14 protein-coding genes are annotated in these 17,105 nt (G+C 73.8%); 8 read left to right on the top strand and 6 right to left on the bottom strand.

The genetic code is table 11. The features are described 5' to 3' along the window. Window positions 1–1,456: biotin/lipoyl-containing protein (locus tag ACFZA0_RS23480; protein WP_391020256.1), on the top strand; the 1,456-nt coding region annotated here is incomplete at its 5' end. Between the two features lie 166 nt (window positions 1,457–1,622). On the opposite strand, the gene ACFZA0_RS23475 is transcribed toward ACFZA0_RS23480, so the two are convergent. Beyond that, window positions 1,623–2,582 (bottom strand): DeoR family transcriptional regulator, encoded by a 960-nt coding sequence (locus ACFZA0_RS23475; RefSeq protein WP_391020253.1) that lies wholly within the window; start codon window positions 2,580–2,582, stop codon window positions 1,623–1,625. A gap of 222 nt (window positions 2,583–2,804) precedes the next feature. Next, window positions 2,805–4,253: an NAD(P)H-quinone dehydrogenase gene (locus tag ACFZA0_RS23470; protein WP_391020251.1), complete on the bottom strand. Its 1,449-nt coding sequence runs from the start codon at window positions 4,251–4,253 to the stop codon at window positions 2,805–2,807. Between the two features lie 230 nt (window positions 4,254–4,483). On the opposite strand from ACFZA0_RS23470, the gene ACFZA0_RS23465 reads away from it, so the two are divergent. The 3 genes from ACFZA0_RS23465 (at window position 4,484) to ACFZA0_RS23455 (ending at window position 8,045) form a co-directional block, all read left to right on the top strand. Beyond that, the gene (locus tag ACFZA0_RS23465) at window positions 4,484–5,041 is read left to right on the top strand and encodes a gamma-glutamylcyclotransferase (RefSeq protein ID WP_391020248.1); all 558 of its coding nucleotides are present in this window, start codon (window positions 4,484–4,486) and stop codon (window positions 5,039–5,041) included. Between the two features lie 207 nt (window positions 5,042–5,248). Continuing rightward, a complete protein-coding gene (locus ACFZA0_RS23460; protein WP_391020245.1) occupies window positions 5,249–6,073 on the top strand; it encodes a purine-nucleoside phosphorylase in 825 nt (274 codons plus the stop codon). Between the two features lie 322 nt (window positions 6,074–6,395). Further along, window positions 6,396–8,045, top strand: coding sequence for a phospho-sugar mutase (locus ACFZA0_RS23455; RefSeq protein WP_391020242.1), 1,650 nt, complete (start codon window positions 6,396–6,398; stop codon window positions 8,043–8,045). A 127-nt stretch (window positions 8,046–8,172) separates the two neighbouring features. Here ACFZA0_RS23455 and ACFZA0_RS23450 read toward each other — a convergent pair whose 3' ends face one another. Continuing rightward, on the bottom strand, window positions 8,173–9,858 hold the full coding sequence (locus ACFZA0_RS23450; RefSeq protein ID WP_391020239.1) for a hypothetical protein: 1,686 nt from the start codon (window positions 9,856–9,858) through the stop codon (window positions 8,173–8,175). Between the two features lie 227 nt (window positions 9,859–10,085). Further along, window positions 10,086–10,784 carry a PH domain-containing protein gene (locus ACFZA0_RS23445; RefSeq protein WP_391020236.1) on the bottom strand — a complete coding sequence of 233 codons (699 nt, stop codon included), beginning with the start codon at window positions 10,782–10,784 and terminating at the stop codon, window positions 10,086–10,088. Between the two features lie 300 nt (window positions 10,785–11,084). Here ACFZA0_RS23445 and deoC point away from each other — a divergent pair, with 300 nt between their 5' ends. The 3 genes from deoC to ACFZA0_RS23430 are packed head-to-tail and all read left to right on the top strand — an operon-like array spanning window position 11,085 to window position 14,489. Continuing rightward, entirely contained in the window at window positions 11,085–12,080 is a 996-nt protein-coding gene (gene deoC, locus ACFZA0_RS23440; protein ID WP_391020234.1) for a deoxyribose-phosphate aldolase, read from the top strand. Between the two features lie 5 nt (window positions 12,081–12,085). Next, the gene (locus tag ACFZA0_RS23435) at window positions 12,086–13,522 is read left to right on the top strand and encodes an aldehyde dehydrogenase family protein (RefSeq protein ID WP_391020231.1); all 1,437 of its coding nucleotides are present in this window, start codon (window positions 12,086–12,088) and stop codon (window positions 13,520–13,522) included. Next, window positions 13,515–14,489 (top strand): aldehyde dehydrogenase family protein, encoded by a 975-nt coding sequence (locus ACFZA0_RS23430; RefSeq protein WP_391020228.1) that lies wholly within the window; start codon window positions 13,515–13,517, stop codon window positions 14,487–14,489. Before ACFZA0_RS23435 ends, ACFZA0_RS23430 begins: the two co-directional genes overlap by 8 nt. Before the next feature lie 106 nt (window positions 14,490–14,595). On the opposite strand, the gene ACFZA0_RS23425 is transcribed toward ACFZA0_RS23430, so the two are convergent. Further along, window positions 14,596–15,018: a hypothetical protein gene (locus tag ACFZA0_RS23425; protein ID WP_391020225.1), complete on the bottom strand. Its 423-nt coding sequence runs from the start codon at window positions 15,016–15,018 to the stop codon at window positions 14,596–14,598. A gap of 128 nt (window positions 15,019–15,146) precedes the next feature. Between ACFZA0_RS23425 and ACFZA0_RS23420 the strand changes: the two genes are divergently transcribed. Continuing rightward, window positions 15,147–15,806 (top strand): uridine kinase, encoded by a 660-nt coding sequence (locus tag ACFZA0_RS23420; RefSeq protein WP_391020222.1) that lies wholly within the window; start codon window positions 15,147–15,149, stop codon window positions 15,804–15,806. Window positions 15,807–16,037: 231 nt separating this feature from the next. Here the strand turns inward: ACFZA0_RS23420 and ACFZA0_RS23415 are convergent, their stop codons facing one another. Further along, window positions 16,038–16,811, bottom strand: coding sequence for a SigE family RNA polymerase sigma factor (locus tag ACFZA0_RS23415; RefSeq protein WP_391020219.1), 774 nt, complete (start codon window positions 16,809–16,811; stop codon window positions 16,038–16,040). Between the last annotated feature and the right edge of the window lie 294 nt (window positions 16,812–17,105).

The following is a 17,105-nucleotide window of genomic DNA, read 5'->3' as shown; positions in this document are numbered from 1 at the left end:
CGCGATCCGGGATCTGGGGGACAAGGTCGCCGCCCGGCACATCGCGCAGCGTGCCGGTGCGCCGCTGGTCGCGGGTACGCCGGATCCGGTGTCGGGTGCGGAGGAGGTCGTGGCGTTCGCCCGGGAGAACGGGCTGCCGATCGCGATCAAGGCGGCGTTCGGCGGTGGCGGCCGGGGTCTGAAGGTCGCCCGGACGCTGGAGGAAGTGCCGGAGCTGTACGACTCGGCGGTGCGTGAGGCGGTGGCCGCGTTCGGGCGTGGTGAGTGCTTCGTGGAGCGCTACCTCGACAAGCCGCGGCACGTGGAGACGCAGTGCCTGGCCGACACGCACGGCAACGTCGTGGTGGTGTCCACCCGTGACTGCTCGCTGCAGCGCCGCCACCAGAAGCTGGTGGAGGAGGCTCCCGCGCCGTTCCTGACCGAGGCGCAGACCGAGCAGCTCTACACGGCGTCGAAGGCGATCCTCTCGGAGGCCGGTTATGTCGGCGCCGGCACGGTGGAGTTCCTGGTCGGCAACGACGGCACGATCTCGTTCCTGGAGGTCAACACCCGTTTGCAGGTGGAGCACCCGGTGACCGAGGAGGTCGCGGGCATCGACCTGGTGCGGGAGATGTTCCGTATCGCGGACGGTGAGGAACTGGGCTACGGGGACCCGGTGTTGCGGGGTCACTCGTTCGAGTTCCGTATCAACGGTGAGGACCCGGGGCGCGGGTTCCTGCCGGCGCCGGGCACGGTGAGTGTGTTCGAGGCGCCGTCGGGTCCGGGTGTGCGGCTGGACGCGGGGGTGGAGTCGGGCAGTGTGATCGGTCCGGCGTGGGACTCGTTGCTGGCGAAGCTGGTGGTGACGGGGCGGACCCGCAAGGAGGCGCTGGAGCGTTCGGCGCGTGCGCTGGCGGAGTTCCGTGTCGAGGGCATGGCCACCGCGATCCCGTTCCACCGCGCGGTCGTGCGGGATGCGGCGTTCGCGCCCGAACTGGGCGGTTCCCGGGACCCGTTCACGATCCACACGCGGTGGATCGAGACGGAGTTCGTCAATGAGATCCCGCCGTTCACGGCGCCGGGTGCGGACGCGGAGGGCGAGGACGAGTCGGGCCGCGAGACGGTCGTGGTCGAGGTCGGCGGGAAGCGTCTGGAGGTGTCGCTGCCGTCGTCGCTGGGCATGTCGCTGGCCCGTACGGGGCTCGCGGCGGGTGCGCGGCCCAAGCGCAGGGCGGCGAAGAAGTCCGGCCCGGCCGCCTCGGGCGACACGCTGGCCTCGCCGATGCAGGGCACCATCGTGAAGATCGCGGTGGAGGAGGGCCAGGAGGTCAAGGAGGGCGACCTGATCGTGGTCCTGGAGGCCATGAAGATGGAACAGCCCCTCAACGCCCACAAGTCCGGCACGATCAAGGGCCTGACCGCGGACGTCGGCGCCTCCCTCACCTCGGGCGCACCCATCTGCGAGATCAAGGACTGACACCGGGCCGCGAGGCACGGAAGACACGCGCAGGCAACGGTCGAGGACCGCGTCGGGATCAACTCCCGCGCGGTCCTTCTCCGTTGGCGCGGACGGCGACGCTCGGGCACCGTCGGCCGCGGGTGCGGCCCGGCGGGCGCGGGTCCGGCGGGTGCCGGTCCGCGCCCTAGCGCCGGCGCAGGTCGGCGACCCTCGCCCGTTCGGCGCCCGGCGCCTGCTCCCCCACGACCGCCGCGGCACGCAACGCGCCCGTGGCACCCGGCCCCTGGCCGCGGCGCGGCCCCGGCAGAGGCAGGTCCCGACGCTGTTGGCGCGCCGGGACCTGATCACCCCCCGACGCCCCGGGCGCCCCGGCCACGGCGATCTGCACCCCCTGGTCGGCGAGGGCCTGCAACTCCGTGGCCGCACGGTCGTCGTGACCGGGCGGCTCGTCGGTGACGAGGCGGGTGATCACGTCCGTGGGCACCGTCTGGAACATGGTGTCGGCGCCCAGTTTGGTGTGGTCCGCCAGGACCACGACCTCGGCGGCGGCCTGCACCAGGCTCCGGTCGACGGAGGCGGAGAGCATGTTGGACGTGGACAGCCCGCGCTCGGCGGTGAGCCCGCTCCCGGAGAGGAAGGCCTTGGAGACGCGCAGCCCCTGGAGGGACTGCTCGGCACCGGAGCCGACCAGAGCGTAGTTGGAGCCCCGCAGGGTGCCGCCGGTCATCACGACCTCGACCCGGTTTGCGTGGGCCAACGCCTGTGCCACCAGGAGGGAGTTGGTGACGACGGTCAGGCCGGGCACCCGCGCGAGCCGGCGTGCCAGCTCCTGCGTGGTGGTGCCGGCGCCGACCACGATGGCTTCGCCCTCTTCGACGAAGCTCGCGGCGAGATCGGCGATGGCCGTCTTCTCGGCGGTCGCGAGATGGGATTTCTGCGGAAAGCCGGACTCCCGCGTGAAGCCGCCCGGCAGTACCGCACCGCCGTGCCGGCGGTCGAGGAGTCCTTCTGCCTCCAGTGCACGCACGTCCCGCCGTACGGTCACTTCGGAGGTCTGGACGACGCGGGCGAGCTCACGGAGCGACACGGCCCCGTTCGCGCGCACCATTTCGAGGATCAATTGGCGACGTTCTGCAGCGAACACGAAACTGACAGTAACCCCAACGACCGTCTGCTTTCAGCAGTTTGCGGCGAATAACAGAAGTTGTTCGCACAGGAGGGCAGTAAGTGGTATGTGGCCTACTCCTGTTGCCTATGCCGCGGAAATGGGCCGCGACTCCCCGTGACCAGCGGGGAACGACTTCCGGCCGCGGCGGGGGGAGTCGGGGCCGTCGGGCCGCACCGGCTCCCCCGCCGCCGGGAGCGCCTACGCCTCGTCGGCCGCCTTGCGGGTGTGCAGCTGGCGGGCGACCTCGGCGATGGAGCCCGAGAGGGACGGGTAGACGGTGAACGTGCCGGCGATCTGCTCCACCGTCAGGCTGTTGTCCACGGCGAGCGAGATCGGGTGGATCAGCTCCGAGGCGCGGGGCGCGACGACCACGCCGCCGACCACGGTGCCGGTGCCCGGACGGCAGAAGATCTTGACGAAGCCGTCCCGGATGCCCTGCATCTTGGCGCGCGGGTTGCGCAGCAGGGGCAGCTTCACCGAGCGGGCCTCGATGCGGCCGGAGTCGATGTCGGCCTGGCTGACGCCGACGGTGGCGATCTCGGGATCCGTGAAGACGTTCGAGGAGACCGTCTTGAGGTTCAGCGGGGCCACCGCGTCGCCGAGGAAGTGGTACATGGCGATGCGGCCCTGCATGGCGGCGACCGAGGCGAGCGGGAAGACGCCGGTGACGTCGCCCGCCGCGTACACGCCGGGTGCCGAGGTCCGGGAGACCCGGTCGGTCTTGATGTGACCGGAGTCGCGCACCTTGACCCCGGCCTCCTCAAGTCCCATGCCGGCACTGTTCGGGATGCCGCCGACCGCCATCAGGCAGTGCGAGCCGCTGATCACGCGGCCGTCGGTGAGGGTGACCTCGACCCGGTCGCCGACCCGCTTGGCGGCCTGGGCGCGGGAGCGGGCCATGACGTTCATGCCGCGGCGCCGGAAGACGTCCTCCAGGACGGCGGCCGCGTCCGGGTCCTCGCCGGGCAGCACGCGGTCGCGGGAGGAGACGAGGGTGACCTTGGAGCCGAGCGCCTGGTAGGCGCCGGCGAACTCGGCGCCGGTGACGCCGGAGCCGACCACGATCAGCTCCTCGGGCAGTTCGGTGAGGTCGTAGACCTGGGTCCAGTTGAGGATGCGCTCGCCGTCGGGCTGCGCGTCGGGCACCTCGCGGGGGTGGGCGCCGGTCGCGACGAGCACGGCGTCGGCGACGAGGGTCTCCTCGGTGCCGTCGGCGGCGCGCACGATCACCTTGCGGGAACCGTCCGCCGCCTGGAGGCCGTCGAGCCGCCCGCGTCCGCGCAGCACACGGGCGCCGGCCCGGGTCACGGAGGCGGTGATGTCGTGCGACTGGGCGAGCGCGAGCCGCTTCACACGGCGGTTGACCTTGCCGAGGTCCACGCCGATGATGCGGGCGGCCTGCTCCAGCGGCGGCGTGTCGTCGGCGACGATGATCCCCAGCTCCTCGTACGAGGAGTCGAAGGTGGTCATCACCTCGGCCGTGGCGATGAGGGTCTTGGACGGCACGCAGTCGGTCAGCACCGACGCACCGCCCAGGCCGTCGCAGTCGACGACGGTCACCTCCGCGCCGAGTTGGGCGGCCACCAGGGCCGCTTCGTATCCGCCGGGTCCGCCACCGATGATCACGATCCGAGTCACGTACTCCATTGTCCCGCACGCCTCAAGGCCGTCGCGCCACGGGGGCGGGGACCCTCGTCACAGTCGCCGCCCCGGCGCCCCGGGAGCCGCCCCGCCGCCGGGGGCGCGCCGGACGTCCCGTACGGCGCCGCACGGCCCCCGGACGGCGCCCGGACGGCGCCGGCAGCGGGCCCGCCCGGCGCCGTACGGGACGTCCGTGACCGGCGGGACGGGCGGGGCCGCTGACGTACCCTCGTCGCATGTCGCTCTACGCCGCGTACGCCGGCAACCTCGACGCGCGGCTGATGTCCCGCCGCGCCCCGCACTCGCCGCTGCGTGCCACCGGCTGGCTGAACGGGTGGCGGCTGACGTTCGGCGGCGAGCCCTGGAACGTGATCCCGTCGGACCCCTCCGGCGCCAGGCCCGAGCAGGGCGAGCCGGACCTCGGCTGGGACGGGGGCGTGGGCAGCGGGCCGGTGGGCGGCGGCTCGGGCGCGGGCAGCGACGCGCTCGGCAGCGGCGCGCTGGCGACGGTCGTCGAGGAGCCGGGCTCGCAGGTCTTCGTGGCGCTGTACGACATCGCCCCGCTGGACGAGGAGCACCTGGACCGCTGGGAGGGTGTCGGCCTCGACATCTATCGCCGGGTACGGGTGCGTGTGCACACGCTGGACGGCGAGGAACCCGGCTGGGTCTACGTCCTGAACGGCTACGAGGGCGGCCTGCCCTCCGCGCGCTACCTCGGCGAGATCGCCGACGCCGCCGAATCGGCGGGCGCCCCGCACGACTACGTGATGGAACTGCGCAAGCGCCCCTGCTGACCGCGCGACGGCCGCGGGCGGTCCCGGCCGGCCGCCGCGGCGGGACGAGCCCCGGCGTCCAACTCCCCACCCCTTCCGCCCCCTTACGGGCGGTTTCGGGCGGGACCGGCGACCGGTCGCCCTCGTTGGAAACGACAAGACAACGATCGCACTCGCACACCCTCAGGCATCTACGCGCGTAGGCCGTGAGCGGCTACCCTCATCGGCGTGAACGCATCTCTCCTTCCGGACGACATCCAGGGCGACCCCCACGCCGCCGCTGACGCCGCCGCCGCGCGACTGCGCGAACTGACCGGCGCCGAGACCCACGACGTCGCCCTCGTGATGGGCTCGGGCTGGGCCCCCGCGGTGGACGCGCTCGGCACGGCCGTCGCCGAGTTCCCGGTCACCGAACTGCCCGGCTTCCCGGCGCCGGTGGTCGAGGGGCACGGCGGCACGATCCGCTCGTACGCGATCGGGGAGAAGCGTGCGCTCGTCTTCCTGGGCCGCACCCACTACTACGAGGGACGCGGCGTGGCCGCGGTCGCGCACGGCGTCCGCACGGCCGTCGCCGCCGGCGCCAAGACCGTCGTGCTGACCAACGGCTGCGGCGGTCTGCGCGAGGGCATGCGGCCCGGCCAGCCGGTCCTGATCAGCGACCACATCAACCTGACGGCGACCTCGCCGATCGTCGGCCCGAACTTCGTCGACCTCACCGACCTGTACTCGCCGCGGCTGCGCTCGCTGTGCAAGGAGATCGACTCCTCCCTCGAGGAGGGCGTCTATGCGCAGTTCCCCGGCCCGCACTACGAGACGCCCGCCGAGATCCGCATGGCGCGGACCATCGGCGCGGACCTGGTGGGCATGTCCACGGTGCTGGAGGCGATCGCCGCCCGCGAGGCGGGCGCGGAGGTGCTGGGCATCTCCCTCGTGACGAACCTCGCCGCCGGCATGACGGGCGAGCCGCTGAACCACGAGGAGGTCCTCCGGGCGGGACGCGACAGCGCCACCCGCATGGGGTCGCTGCTGGCGCAGGTGCTGGGCCGGCTGTGAGCTGACGCGGTCGCGCACTCCCGCACCGCCCTTCGAACCCCTTCGGCGGCCACCCGCGCGCGTACCGGCCGTCCGCCCCCGCCCGGTGCCCGCGTGCGGGTTCGCGGACGGGAGCGGCGTGGGAAGCGGCCGGGCGGGCACCGGAGTGGCGTCCCGGCCGGACGCGCGGAGCGGCCGGGTGTTCTCGCGGGGTCCCCGGCGGTCCGGGACCGCGTCCGCGGGGTAGAGCACAGGTCCGGGCCCCGCACGCACTCGCGCGCGTAGCCGCGTTCGCGCACGCGCCCGCACGCGCGCCGTACAGACAGACGAGAGGTTGACCCACGTGCACGACGAACTCATCGCACGGGCCACGGCATGGCTGGCCGAGGACCCCGACCCGGAGACCGCCGAGGAGCTCGCGAAGCTCATCGAGGCCGAGGACACCGCCGAACTCGGCGCCCGCTTCGACGGCATGCTCCAGTTCGGCACCGCGGGGCTGCGCGGCGAACTGGGCGCGGGCCCGATGCGCATGAACCGTTCCGTGGTGATCCGCGCGGCGGCCGGCCTCGCCGCGTACCTCAAGAAGAACGGCCTGGCGGACGGCCCCGACGGCACGCCCGGCGTCGTCGTCGTGGGCTACGACGCCCGCCACAAGTCGGCCGACTTCGCGCGCGACACCGCCGCCGTCATGACGGGCGCGGGCCTGCGCGCGGCCGTGCTCCCCCGCCCGCTGCCGACCCCGGTGCTCGCGTTCGCCATACGGCACCTGGGCGCGATCGCGGGCGTCGAGGTGACCGCCAGCCACAACCCGCCCCGCGACAACGGCTACAAGGTGTACCTGGGCGGCGGCTCGCAGATCGTGCCGCCCGTCGACGGGGAGATCGCCGCCGAGATCGAGGCCGTCGCGGCGCTGGCCGACGTGCCGCGGCCCGAGAGCGGCTGGGAGATCCTGGACGACTCCGTGCTCGACGCGTACCTCGCGCGCACGGACGCCGTCCTGGCCGAGGGCTCGCCGCGCACGGCCCGCACGGTCTACACCGCGATGCACGGCGTCGGCACGGAGACGCTGCTGGCGGCGTTCGCGCGGGCCGGCTTCCCCGCGCCCGTGCTGGTCGCCGAACAGGCCGAGCCCGACCCGGACTTCCCGACGGTCGCCTTCCCCAACCCGGAGGAGCCGGGCGCGATGGACCTCGCGTTCGCCGAGGCCCGGCGCAGCGAGCCCGACCTGATCGTCGCCAACGACCCGGACGCCGACCGGTGCGCGGTGGCCGTCAAGGACGGCGCCGACTGGCGCATGCTGCGCGGCGACGAGGTGGGTTCGCTGCTCGCCGCGCACCTGGTGAAGCGGGGTGCGCGCGGCACGTTCGCCGAGTCGATCGTGTCGTCGTCGCTGCTCGGCAGGATCGCCGAACGGGCGGGCCTCGCCCACGAGGAGACGCTGACGGGCTTCAAGTGGATCGCCCGCGTGGAGGGCCTGCGCTACGGCTACGAGGAGGCGCTCGGCTACTGCGTCGACCCGGACGGCGTGCGCGACAAGGACGGCGTCACGGCGGCGCTGCTGGTGACGGAACTGGCCTCGGAGCTGAAGGAGGAGGGCCGCACCCTGCTCGACCTGCTCGACGACCTGGCGGTGGAGCACGGCCTGCACGCCACGGACCAGCTCTCGGTGCGGGTCGAGGACCTCTCCGTCATCGCGAACGCGATGCGGCGCCTGCGCGAGGCACCGCCGGCGACGCTGGGCGGCCTGGCGGTGACCGCGGCCGAGGACCTCACCCTGGGCACGGCGGCGCTCCCGCCGACCGACGGACTGCGCTACACCCTCGACGGGGCCCGCGTCATCGTCCGTCCGAGCGGCACGGAACCGAAGCTGAAGTGCTACCTGGAGGCCGTCGTCCCGGTCGCCTCCCACGCGGACCTGCCCGCCGCCCGCACCACGGCGGCGGACCGCCTCGCGGCGGTCAAGCGCGACCTGTCGGCGGCGGCCGGCATCTGAACGGGGCGGTACGCGCGGGGTGTTCCGGGGAACCGGGGCACCCCGCGCGCACGTGCGCGCGTCCGTCCGGCGCGCGTCGGGGGCGTCCCCCGGCGCCGCGCAGCGAGCGCACACGCGCGCGTGCTTCTCAGCCCAGGAGCAACAACGCGGCCGACCAGGACACGGCCAGCGGCACGACGAGCGACCACAGGGGCCGTCCGCGGCGGCGCACGTCGGACTCGGTGCCGGGCCGCAGCGCCGGATCGCGCCACATCGCCGTCATCCGCGCGGCGACGAGTGCGCCCGGGTGAGGACCCGTCACCCAGCGACTCGGCAGGTACGTGCGGACGAACCGGAGTCTGCGGTCGGGAAACGTCGTCCACCTGCTGCCGATCAGGAGTTCGCCCCTCTCCCACGCGACGACGCGCAGTTCGTCCCAGCCGACGTGGTGGACGCGGAACCATCCGGTGCACCACAGGCCGGTGCTGTCCGCGGTGATCCGCCAGACCAGCCGGGACGGCAGGTACAGGCCGCCGAGCACCAGGGCGAGGCCGGAGAGGGACGGCCACGGGCCGCGGTCGCCGAGGAGTGCCTCGGCGGCCCACGGGACGACCAGCAGGGCGACGACACGGTCGAGCACGCCGGCGTGCCACGTCCGTACCGGTACGGGATCTACGGGACCCTCGGCGCGCGAGAACCGCTCGACCGCGGCCGCAAGTTCCTCACGCGCGCGACGGGCACGCGCGGCCGCGGCGGTCGAGGTCCGCGCGAGGCGCCGCGCGCACGCCTCCGACAGCGGCCGCACGGGCCCGGTGGACACCCTCGTCGTCGGCGGCAGACCGGGGTCCTCCGCGGCGCTGACGACGACCAGTTCGGCTCCGTCGTGCGGCGGTCCGTACAGGACGGCTTCCCGCAGCGGGCCCGGTTCGACGGCAGGACCGCGGGCGACGACCGCCTTGAAACGGGCCTGCCCGTCCTGGTCGGAGGTGCTCTTGCCGTCCCGCACCGTCAGCGCCACCGTGAACAGCGCGCGGGCCGCCCGCGTGTCCCCGGCTGCGTAGACCTCCGTGTCGAGGGCGGCGCTCTCGCGCAGCAGCACGCGCAGGACGGGGACGGGGGCCCTGCGCAGTACGAGCGCCCGGCGCCGGGCCAGGGCGGCGGACAGCAGCAGCGTCGCGCCCGCGCCGATCGCCGACCAGCCGAGGGAGGGAGTGACGCCGCGCTCGTCGGCAAGCCGCCACCAGGGGGCCGCGATCGCCCTGGGAACCCCTGTCACCAGGACGAGAACGCCGAGGGTCGCGAGCACCGCCCCGCGATCCGGTGCCCGCGCCTCCGGGGGCACCGGGGCGGTCACCGGGCCGGTCGCCGCCAGAGCCGCCGAACGCTGTCGCGCGCGGGAGCGCAGTCGCGTCTCGGCCACCGCCCAGGAGGCCAATACCACGGCCGCACCGACCAGTTCGCCCCACAGCGGCCACGGCGAGAGCACGGCGCCGGCCACCAGCAGCAGCGGCGACGTGACCCGCGGCGCCTCGGGGCGGATCGCCGGCAGCACGACCTGAAGGCCCAGGAACGCCGCCAGGAACGCGGGTACGTGCGCGTACCGGGACAGCAGGCAGCCGCCCCCGGCCGCGAGCAGGACCAGGGCGGCCAGGGTGATCGTCCGCACCGGCCCGGACACCGGACGCGGTGGCAGGGCCGCGAGCCAGGCCCGCACCGGCTCTCCGTCCCAGGGCGGGCAGCCGTCGGGTATCGCGGTGCCGGGCAGCGGCACCGGGCGTGGCGGGGTGTCGTCGGCGGGCGACAGGGGGTGCGCCGGGACGGCGTCGGGGTGCACGGAAGTCTCCTGGGGCGTGAGAGGGGACCGGGGAAGCGGTCCTCAGCGACGCCTCGGGAGTGGGGGCGGCCGTCGTCGCGGCCGAGGGAGGCGATCATGACCGGCGAAACCGTGCGTGGGCTGTGCGCCCGGAGCACGGGTCCCGCCGGGGTGGGACAGGGGCGGGAGTGACGAACACGGGCCCGCCGGCCCGCACCGGGAAGCTACTGCGCCCGGCGCCCGGCGCCTCAGCCGACGGCGATCAGGATCGCCAGCAGTACGGCCCCGGCCACCGCAGGCGCCATGATCTCGTACGCCCAGCGCACCGTGACCTCGCCCTGCGCGGACTTCTCCGCGCCGCGCTGCTCGTGCAGTTGGCGCAGCTCGTCCATGATCTTGTCCGACTCGGCGCGGGAGGGCGCGCTGTCGGTGTCCAGGCCGCCGCCGCCGAAGCTGCCGAAGCCGAGGCCGAGGCCCGGCGCCCTGGAGCGGCCGCCGCCGGGCCGTACGGCCGCCGTCGCGCGGGCCTGCTTGCGGGCCGCCTTCTTGCGGGCGCGCAGCGAGACGGGGATGGCCCAGAGCTGGTACTTGGTCGCGGCGTCGCCGGTCAGGACCTCGTTCGAGTAGCCCGAGCGCAGTCCGGTCACCGCCCCCCACGGCAGCGTGATGCTGCGCAGCGGGTTGCGCACGCGCAGCCGGTCGTCGTTGACGTAGACCGCCGGGCGCAGCGTGAACGCGATGATCAGCGGGAGCAGCAGGATCAGCGAGGCGAGCGCCAGCCAGGGCGTACGGCCGTGACCGGAGACGATGCCGTCGATGCCGAGCCAGCCGACGATGACGAGCAGCGCGAAACCGCCGGCCATGCCGGCGGGCGACCGGTAGATCCGGTCCTTGGACGCGGGTACCGGCGGCTGCGGCGCGGGGGACGGGGACTGCGGGGACGTCATGGCCCCGATTGTGCACGACGGGCGGCGCGCATCGCGTATGAGGTCGGTCTCGCGGGGCGGGGGCGGGGGCGGGGCAAGCGGCAGGCGGCGGGGCGGCGCGGGCACAGAGGCACCCCGCACACGCAACCCCGCGCCCCCGCACCCCTATCGACGCCCCACCCCGCACCCCCGCCGGCGCCCCTCCCCGCACCCCAACAGCCCGTCCCGCGCCGCCCGGTCCCCCGCCGCCCCGCCGGCGTTCCGCATCAACTCCCGGGGGTGTACAGCCGCTACGCGCGTAGATATGCTCGCCTGGTGACCATGCCCACCACTGCACCCTCTTCCGAGCGCCCGGCGCCGCCCGGTACGGGCGGCGCCACCCGCACCGCGTTCGCGGACGTCGCCGCGTCCGACAGCTCGCTGCGCCGCTTCCTGCACGGCCTGCCCGGCGTCGATCCGGTCGGCCTGGAGGCGCGTGCCGCCTCGCTCGGCACCCGTTCCGTGAAGACGACCGCGAAGGCGTACGCCATCGACCTGGCCGTCTCGATGGTCGACCTGACGACGCTGGAAGGCGCGGACACCCCGGGCAAGGTCCGGGCGCTCGGCGCCAAGGCGGTCCGCCCCGACCCGACCGACCGCACCGCGCCGTCCACGGCCGCGGTGTGCGTCTATCCCGACATGGTGGCCGCCGCCAAGGAGGCCGTCGCCGGTTCCGGCGTGCTGGTCGCGTCGGTCGCCACCGCGTTCCCGGCGGGCCGCGCGCCGCTGGAGGTCAAGCTCGCCGACGTGCGTTCCGCGGTCGCGGCCGGCGCCGACGAGATCGACATGGTCATCGACCGGGGCGCGTTCCTGGCCGGCCGCTACCTGAAGGTGTTCGACGAGATCACCGCGGTGAAGGAGGCCTCCGGCGACGCGCGCCTGAAGGTCATCTTCGAGACCGGCGAGCTGTCGACGTACGACAACATCCGGCGCGCGAGCTGGCTCGGCATGCTGGCCGGGGCCGACTTCATCAAGACGTCGACCGGCAAGGTCGCCGTGAACGCCACCCCGGCGAACACCCTGCTCATGCTGGAGGCCGTCCGGGACTTCCGCGCGGCGACGGGCACGCAGGTCGGCGTGAAGCCGGCCGGCGGCATCCGCACCACCAAGGACGCGATCAAGTTCCTGGTGCTCGTCAACGAGACGGCGGGCGAGGACTGGCTGGACAACCACTGGTTCCGCTTCGGCGCGTCCTCGCTCCTGAACGACCTGCTGATGCAGCGTCAGAAGCTGGCCACCGGCCGCTACTCCGGCCCCGACTACGTGACGGTGGACTGATCACCATGGCATCCGCATTCACCTACGCGCCGGCCCCGGAGTCGCGCGCGGTCGTCGACATCGCGCCCTCGTACGGGCTGTTCGTCGACGGCGAGTTCACCGAGGCCGCCGACGGCCGGGTCTTCAAGACGGTCAGCCCGTCCACCGAGGAGGTCCTCTCCGAGGTGGCGCGCGCCGGCGAGGCCGACGTCGACCGCGCGGTCGCCGCCGCCCGGCGGGCGTTCGGCCCGTGGTCGGCGCTGCCCGGCACCGAGCGCGCCAAGTACCTGTTCCGCATCGCGCGCATCATCCAGGAGCGCAGCCGCGAACTGGCCGTCCTGGAGACCCTGGACAACGGCAAGCCGATCCGGGAGACCCGCGACGCGGACCTCCCGCTGGTCGCCGCGCACTTCTTCTACTACGCGGGCTGGGCCGACAAGCTGGAGCACGCGGGCTTCGGCCCCGCCCCGAAGCCGCTGGGCGTGGCCGGCCAGGTCATCCCGTGGAACTTCCCGCTGCTCATGCTGGCGTGGAAGATCGCCCCGGCGCTGGCCACCGGCAACACGGTGGTGCTGAAGCCGGCGGAGACCACACCGCTGTCGGCGCTGTTCTTCGCGGACGTCTGCCGCCAGGCGGGCCTGCCGCGCGGCGTCGTCAACATCCTGACCGGGCACGGCGACGCGGGCGCGGCGCTGGTGGCCCACCCGGACGTGAACAAGGTGGCGTTCACCGGCTCCACGGCGGTCGGCAAGGAGATCGCGCGGACCGTCGCCGGCAGCGACAAGAAGCTCACCCTCGAACTCGGCGGCAAGGGCGCCAACATCGTCTTCGACGACGCCCCGCTGGACCAGGCCGTCGAGGGCATCGTGAACGGCATCTTCTTCAACCAGGGCCAGGTGTGCTGCGCGGGCAGCCGGCTCTTGGTCCAGGAGTCGGTGCACGACGAGGTGCTGGACGCGCTCAAGCGGCGGCTGTCCACCCTGCGCCTGGGCGACCCGCTCGACAAGAACACCGACATCGGCGCGATCAACTCCGCCGAGCAGCTCGCCCGGATCACCGCACTCGCCGACCAGGGCGAGGCGGAGGGCGCCGAACGCTGGTCGCCGGAGTGCGAACTGCCCTCGTCCGGTTACTGGTTCGCGCCGACGCTGTTCACGGGCGTCACCCAGGCGCACACGGTCGCGCGCGACGAGATCTTCGGCCCGGTGCTCTCGGTGCTGACGTTCCGCACGCCGGAGGAGGCCGTCGCCAAGGCCAACAACACGCCGTACGGGCTCTCCGCGGGCATCTGGACGGAGAAGGGCTCGCGGATGCTGGCCGTCGCCGGCCGGCTGCGCGCGGGCGTGATCTGGTCCAACACGTTCAACAAGTTCGACCCGGCCTCCCCGTTCGGCGGCTACAAGGAGTCGGGCTACGGCCGCGAGGGCGGCCGGCACGGCCTGGAGGCGTACCTCGATGTCTGAGTCCCACGGCAAGACCGACAACCACGGCAAGTCCGTGAAGAAGAAGGCCGGTTCGGCCGCGGAGGCGACCGCCGGTCCCGAACGCGCCGTGCGGCTGGGCGTCTTCAAGACCTACAAGCTGTACGTCGGCGGGAAGTTCCCGCGTTCCGAGAGCGGCCGGGTGTACGAGGTGACCGACTCCAAGGACAACTGGCTGGCCAACGCGCCCCTTTCGTCCCGCAAGGACGCCCGGGACGCGGTGGTCGCCGCGCGCAAGGCGTTCGGCGGCTGGTCGGGAGCGACCGCGTACAACCGCGGCCAGGTCCTGTACCGCGTCGCGGAGATGCTGGAGGGCCGCCGGGAGCAGTTCGCGGCGGAGGTCGCGGACGCCGAGGGTGTCCCGCGCGCCGAGGCGGCCGCCCAGGTGGACGCGGCGGTGGACCGCTGGGTCTGGTACGCGGGCTGGACCGACAAGATCGCCCAGGTGGTCGGCGGCGGGAACCCGGTCGCGGGACCGTACTTCAACCTCTCCACCCCCGAACCGACCGGTGTCGTCGCGGTGTTGGCGCCGCAGGACTCGTCCCTGCTCGGCCTGGTCTCGGTGCTCGCCCCGGTGGTCGCGACCGGCTGCACGGCGGTACTGATCGCCTCGGAGCGCCTCGCACTGCCCGCGCTGTCGTTCGGCGAGGTGCTGGCCACCTCGGACGTGCCCGGCGGCGTGGTGAACATCCTGACCGGCCGCACGGCGGAGATCGCGCCGTCGCTGGCCGCGCACCAGGACGTCAACGCGATCGACCTCACGGGTGCCGACGCCGCACTGGCGAAGGACCTGGAGATCGCCGCCGCGGACAACCTGAAGCGCGTCCTTCGTCCACAGCCTGTGGACTGGGCGGCGGTCCCCGGCACGGACCGCATGACGGCGTTCCTGGAGACCAAGACGGTCTGGCACCCGACGGGAGCACTGGGCACGTCCGGCTCGTCGTACTGACGGGCCCGCCGGCGCCCCGCGGGGGCGCAGGGGACCGGGAGCCGCGTCCGCCCTCCGTCCGGGGCGGACGCGGCTCTCCGCGCGCCGGGGCCGGCTCCGCGGGCTCTCAGCCCTGGAGCAGCCGCGTCACGCCGCCGATCACCGGCATGGAACCGATCGACTTCGCCTCGGCGACCGGCGCGGTCAGCGCCTGCGACGTCAGGGGCTTGAAGTCGGCGAGCTGGGCGCCGACGCCGTTGTCGAGCGGGTCGACGCCCGTGCCCGCGAGCGGGTTCGGCTGGATGTCCGAGAGCGGTCCGGTGACGTACCCGAGGGTGCCGCCGAGCGCGTCCAGGCCGGCCAGCGGGTCGACGTTGCCGAGGGAGGTCGGACGGGTGCGCACCGCGTCGATGGCCGGCCCCCCGTCCGTCGACGCCGACGCGGCGCCCGCACCGGCGCCGAGGGCGACGCCCGCGGTGGCCAGGGCGACGAGGGCGCGCCGCGCGGTCGGGTGCTGGGAGGAGAGCTGTCGGCCCGTTGCTGCTGCCACTGTCACTGCCACCTTAGGGAGACGGAAAGTAATGAGGTCGCCACGAAGGGTAGTTGAGGTGTGACGCGCGTTCCAAAGCCGACCCGCTGGCTCGGCAGGCGCCCGCCCATGCGTCAGACTGGTCTCCCGTGAGCATCCATCCCGCGTCACCCGCCCGTGTCGTGCTGCTGTGCGGCCCCTCGGGCTCGGGCAAGTCCCACGTCGCCGCGCGCTCCGGTCTGCCGGTGCTGCGGCTCGACGACTTCTACAAGGAGGGCGACGACCCGACGCTGCCGCTGGTGGCGGGGAGTTCCGACATCGACTGGGACAGTCCCGCGTCCTGGGACGCGGACACCGCGGTCGAGGCGATCGCCCGGCTGTGCGCGACGGGTGCCACCGCCGTCCCGGTGTACGACATCGGGCTCAGCGCGCGTACCGGCGAGGACACGATGAGCATCGGGCGCACCCGGCTGTTCGTCGCGGAGGGCATCTTCGCTGCCGAGATAGTGGAACGCTGCCGCGAACTCGGCCTGCTGGCCGACGCGCTGTGCCTGACGCGGGGTCCGTTCACCACGTTCCGGCGGCGTTTCGTGCGCGACCTGCGCGAGGGCCGCAAGTCGGTGCCGTTCCTGCTGCGCCGCGGCTGGCGGCTGATGCGTGCCGAACGTGCCATCGTGGCGCGGCAGTCGGGGCTCGGCGCCCATCCCTGCGATCGGGACGAGGCGCTCGGCCGGCTGGCCGCGGCGGCGACGGGCCGCACGGTCCGCACCCCGGCCGGCGACCCGGCCCGCACGACGACCCCGGCCTGACCCGGACGGCCGCCCCGCAGCGACCCGCCCCGGACAACGGGAAACGGGGCTGGACGGACCCCCCGGCCCTCCAGCCCCGCTCTCCCCCACCCCCCGGTGGTCCCCCCGTGTCCCCCGTTTTCCCACGTTCCCCCGTGGTCCCCGGGCCGGGCGGGCGCCCCCCGGCGCCCGAACTCCCGTACCCCACCGGTCGTCCCCCGACCACCGGTGCCCCGTTCCCCCCTCAGACCTTCAGGCCACCAGCTCGCCGAAGGACTCCTCCTCGTCACGGCCGAAGCTGAGGACCTCGTCCTCGCGCAGCCGGCGCAGCGAGCGCCAGATGCTGGACTTCACCGTGCCGACACTGATGCCGAGTATGTCCGCGATCTCCGGGTCCGTGCGGCCCTCGTAGTACCGCAGGACCAGCATGGTGCGCTGGAGTTCGGGCAGCCGGGCGAGCGCCTGCCACAGGACGGCGCGCAGTTCGGTGCCGCGCATCGCGTCCGTGTCGCCGGCGGTCTCCGGCAGTTCCTCGGTCGGGTACTCGTTGAGCTTGCGCCGGCGCCAGGCGCTGATGTGCAGATTGGTCATCGTGCGCCGCAGGTAACCGCCCACCGCCGCCTTGTCGCTGATCCGCTCCCAGGCCCGGTACGTCGAGAACAGGGCGCTCTGGAGCAGGTCCTCGGCCTCGAAGCGGTCACCGGTGAGGTGGTAGGCGGTCGCGTACAGGGAGGCGCGGCGCTCCTGGACGTAGGCGGTGAACTCCGCCTCCGTCAGCGAGCGGCGCTTCCCCGTGTCCTCCCCGTACGCGGTTCCCCCGTGCTCCCCCGTGCCGGCTTCCCCCGTGAGCGCGCCCGCCACCGCCACGAGGGGCTGGTGCCCCGGGGACGTCGTCGCGGTGTGCTGGCGCCCGGTGCCGCGGGAGCACCCCCGCCCTCCCACGGCACCGGACTTCTCGGAACCCCGGGTCACGTCGTGGAGCCGCGTGATCACTGCACTGGTGCTCATGCCCTGCAGCGTGGTCATCTCGCGCCCCCCGTCGTGGACTTCCCGGTTGTCTGTCGTGCTGTTCCGTGCGGTTCTGCCTGTGCCGAGAAGCCTGCCGGGGCGACTTCATCACCGTGTCCGCCGACTGTCACAGAGCTGTCACAGGGCCTGTCGGAGACGCCTTTCGGCGCCCGCCGCACCGGTTCCGCACGGACGTCGCACCGCCTCCGCACAGCAACCCGTGAGAGGGCGCGCGGGGCGCGCGGCGGGGGTGCGTAACGGGCAGGGGCGGTCCGGGTGTCGAAACCCGACCGCCCCATGGGCCAGAATGAG

The sequence above is a fragment of the Streptomyces sp. NPDC008150 genome, from assembly GCF_042956945.1.
Lineage (GTDB): Bacteria > Actinomycetota > Actinomycetes > Streptomycetales > Streptomycetaceae > Streptomyces.
Note: the sequence above shows the minus strand (reverse complement) of the source record. Positions and strands in the feature narration are given on the sequence as shown.

Bases quoted from the DNA above. Each gene is read 5' to 3' on its own strand.
- ACFZA0_RS23470 (WP_391020251.1), bottom strand. From the start codon at position 4,253: ATGGAGTACGTGACTCGGATCGTGATCATCGGTGGCGGACCCGGCGGA.
- ACFZA0_RS23465 (WP_391020248.1), top strand. From the start codon at position 4,484: ATGTCGCTCTACGCCGCGTACGCCGGCAACCTCGACGCGCGGCTGATG.
- ACFZA0_RS23445 (WP_391020236.1), bottom strand. From the start codon at position 10,784: ATGACGTCCCCGCAGTCCCCGTCCCCCGCGCCGCAGCCGCCGGTACCC.
- deoC (WP_391020234.1), top strand. From the start codon at position 11,085: ATGCCCACCACTGCACCCTCTTCCGAGCGCCCGGCGCCGCCCGGTACG.
- ACFZA0_RS23435 (WP_391020231.1), top strand. From the start codon at position 12,086: ATGGCATCCGCATTCACCTACGCGCCGGCCCCGGAGTCGCGCGCGGTC.
- ACFZA0_RS23430 (WP_391020228.1), top strand. From the start codon at position 13,515: ATGTCTGAGTCCCACGGCAAGACCGACAACCACGGCAAGTCCGTGAAG.
- ACFZA0_RS23415 (WP_391020219.1), bottom strand. From the start codon at position 16,811: ATGACCACGCTGCAGGGCATGAGCACCAGTGCAGTGATCACGCGGCTC.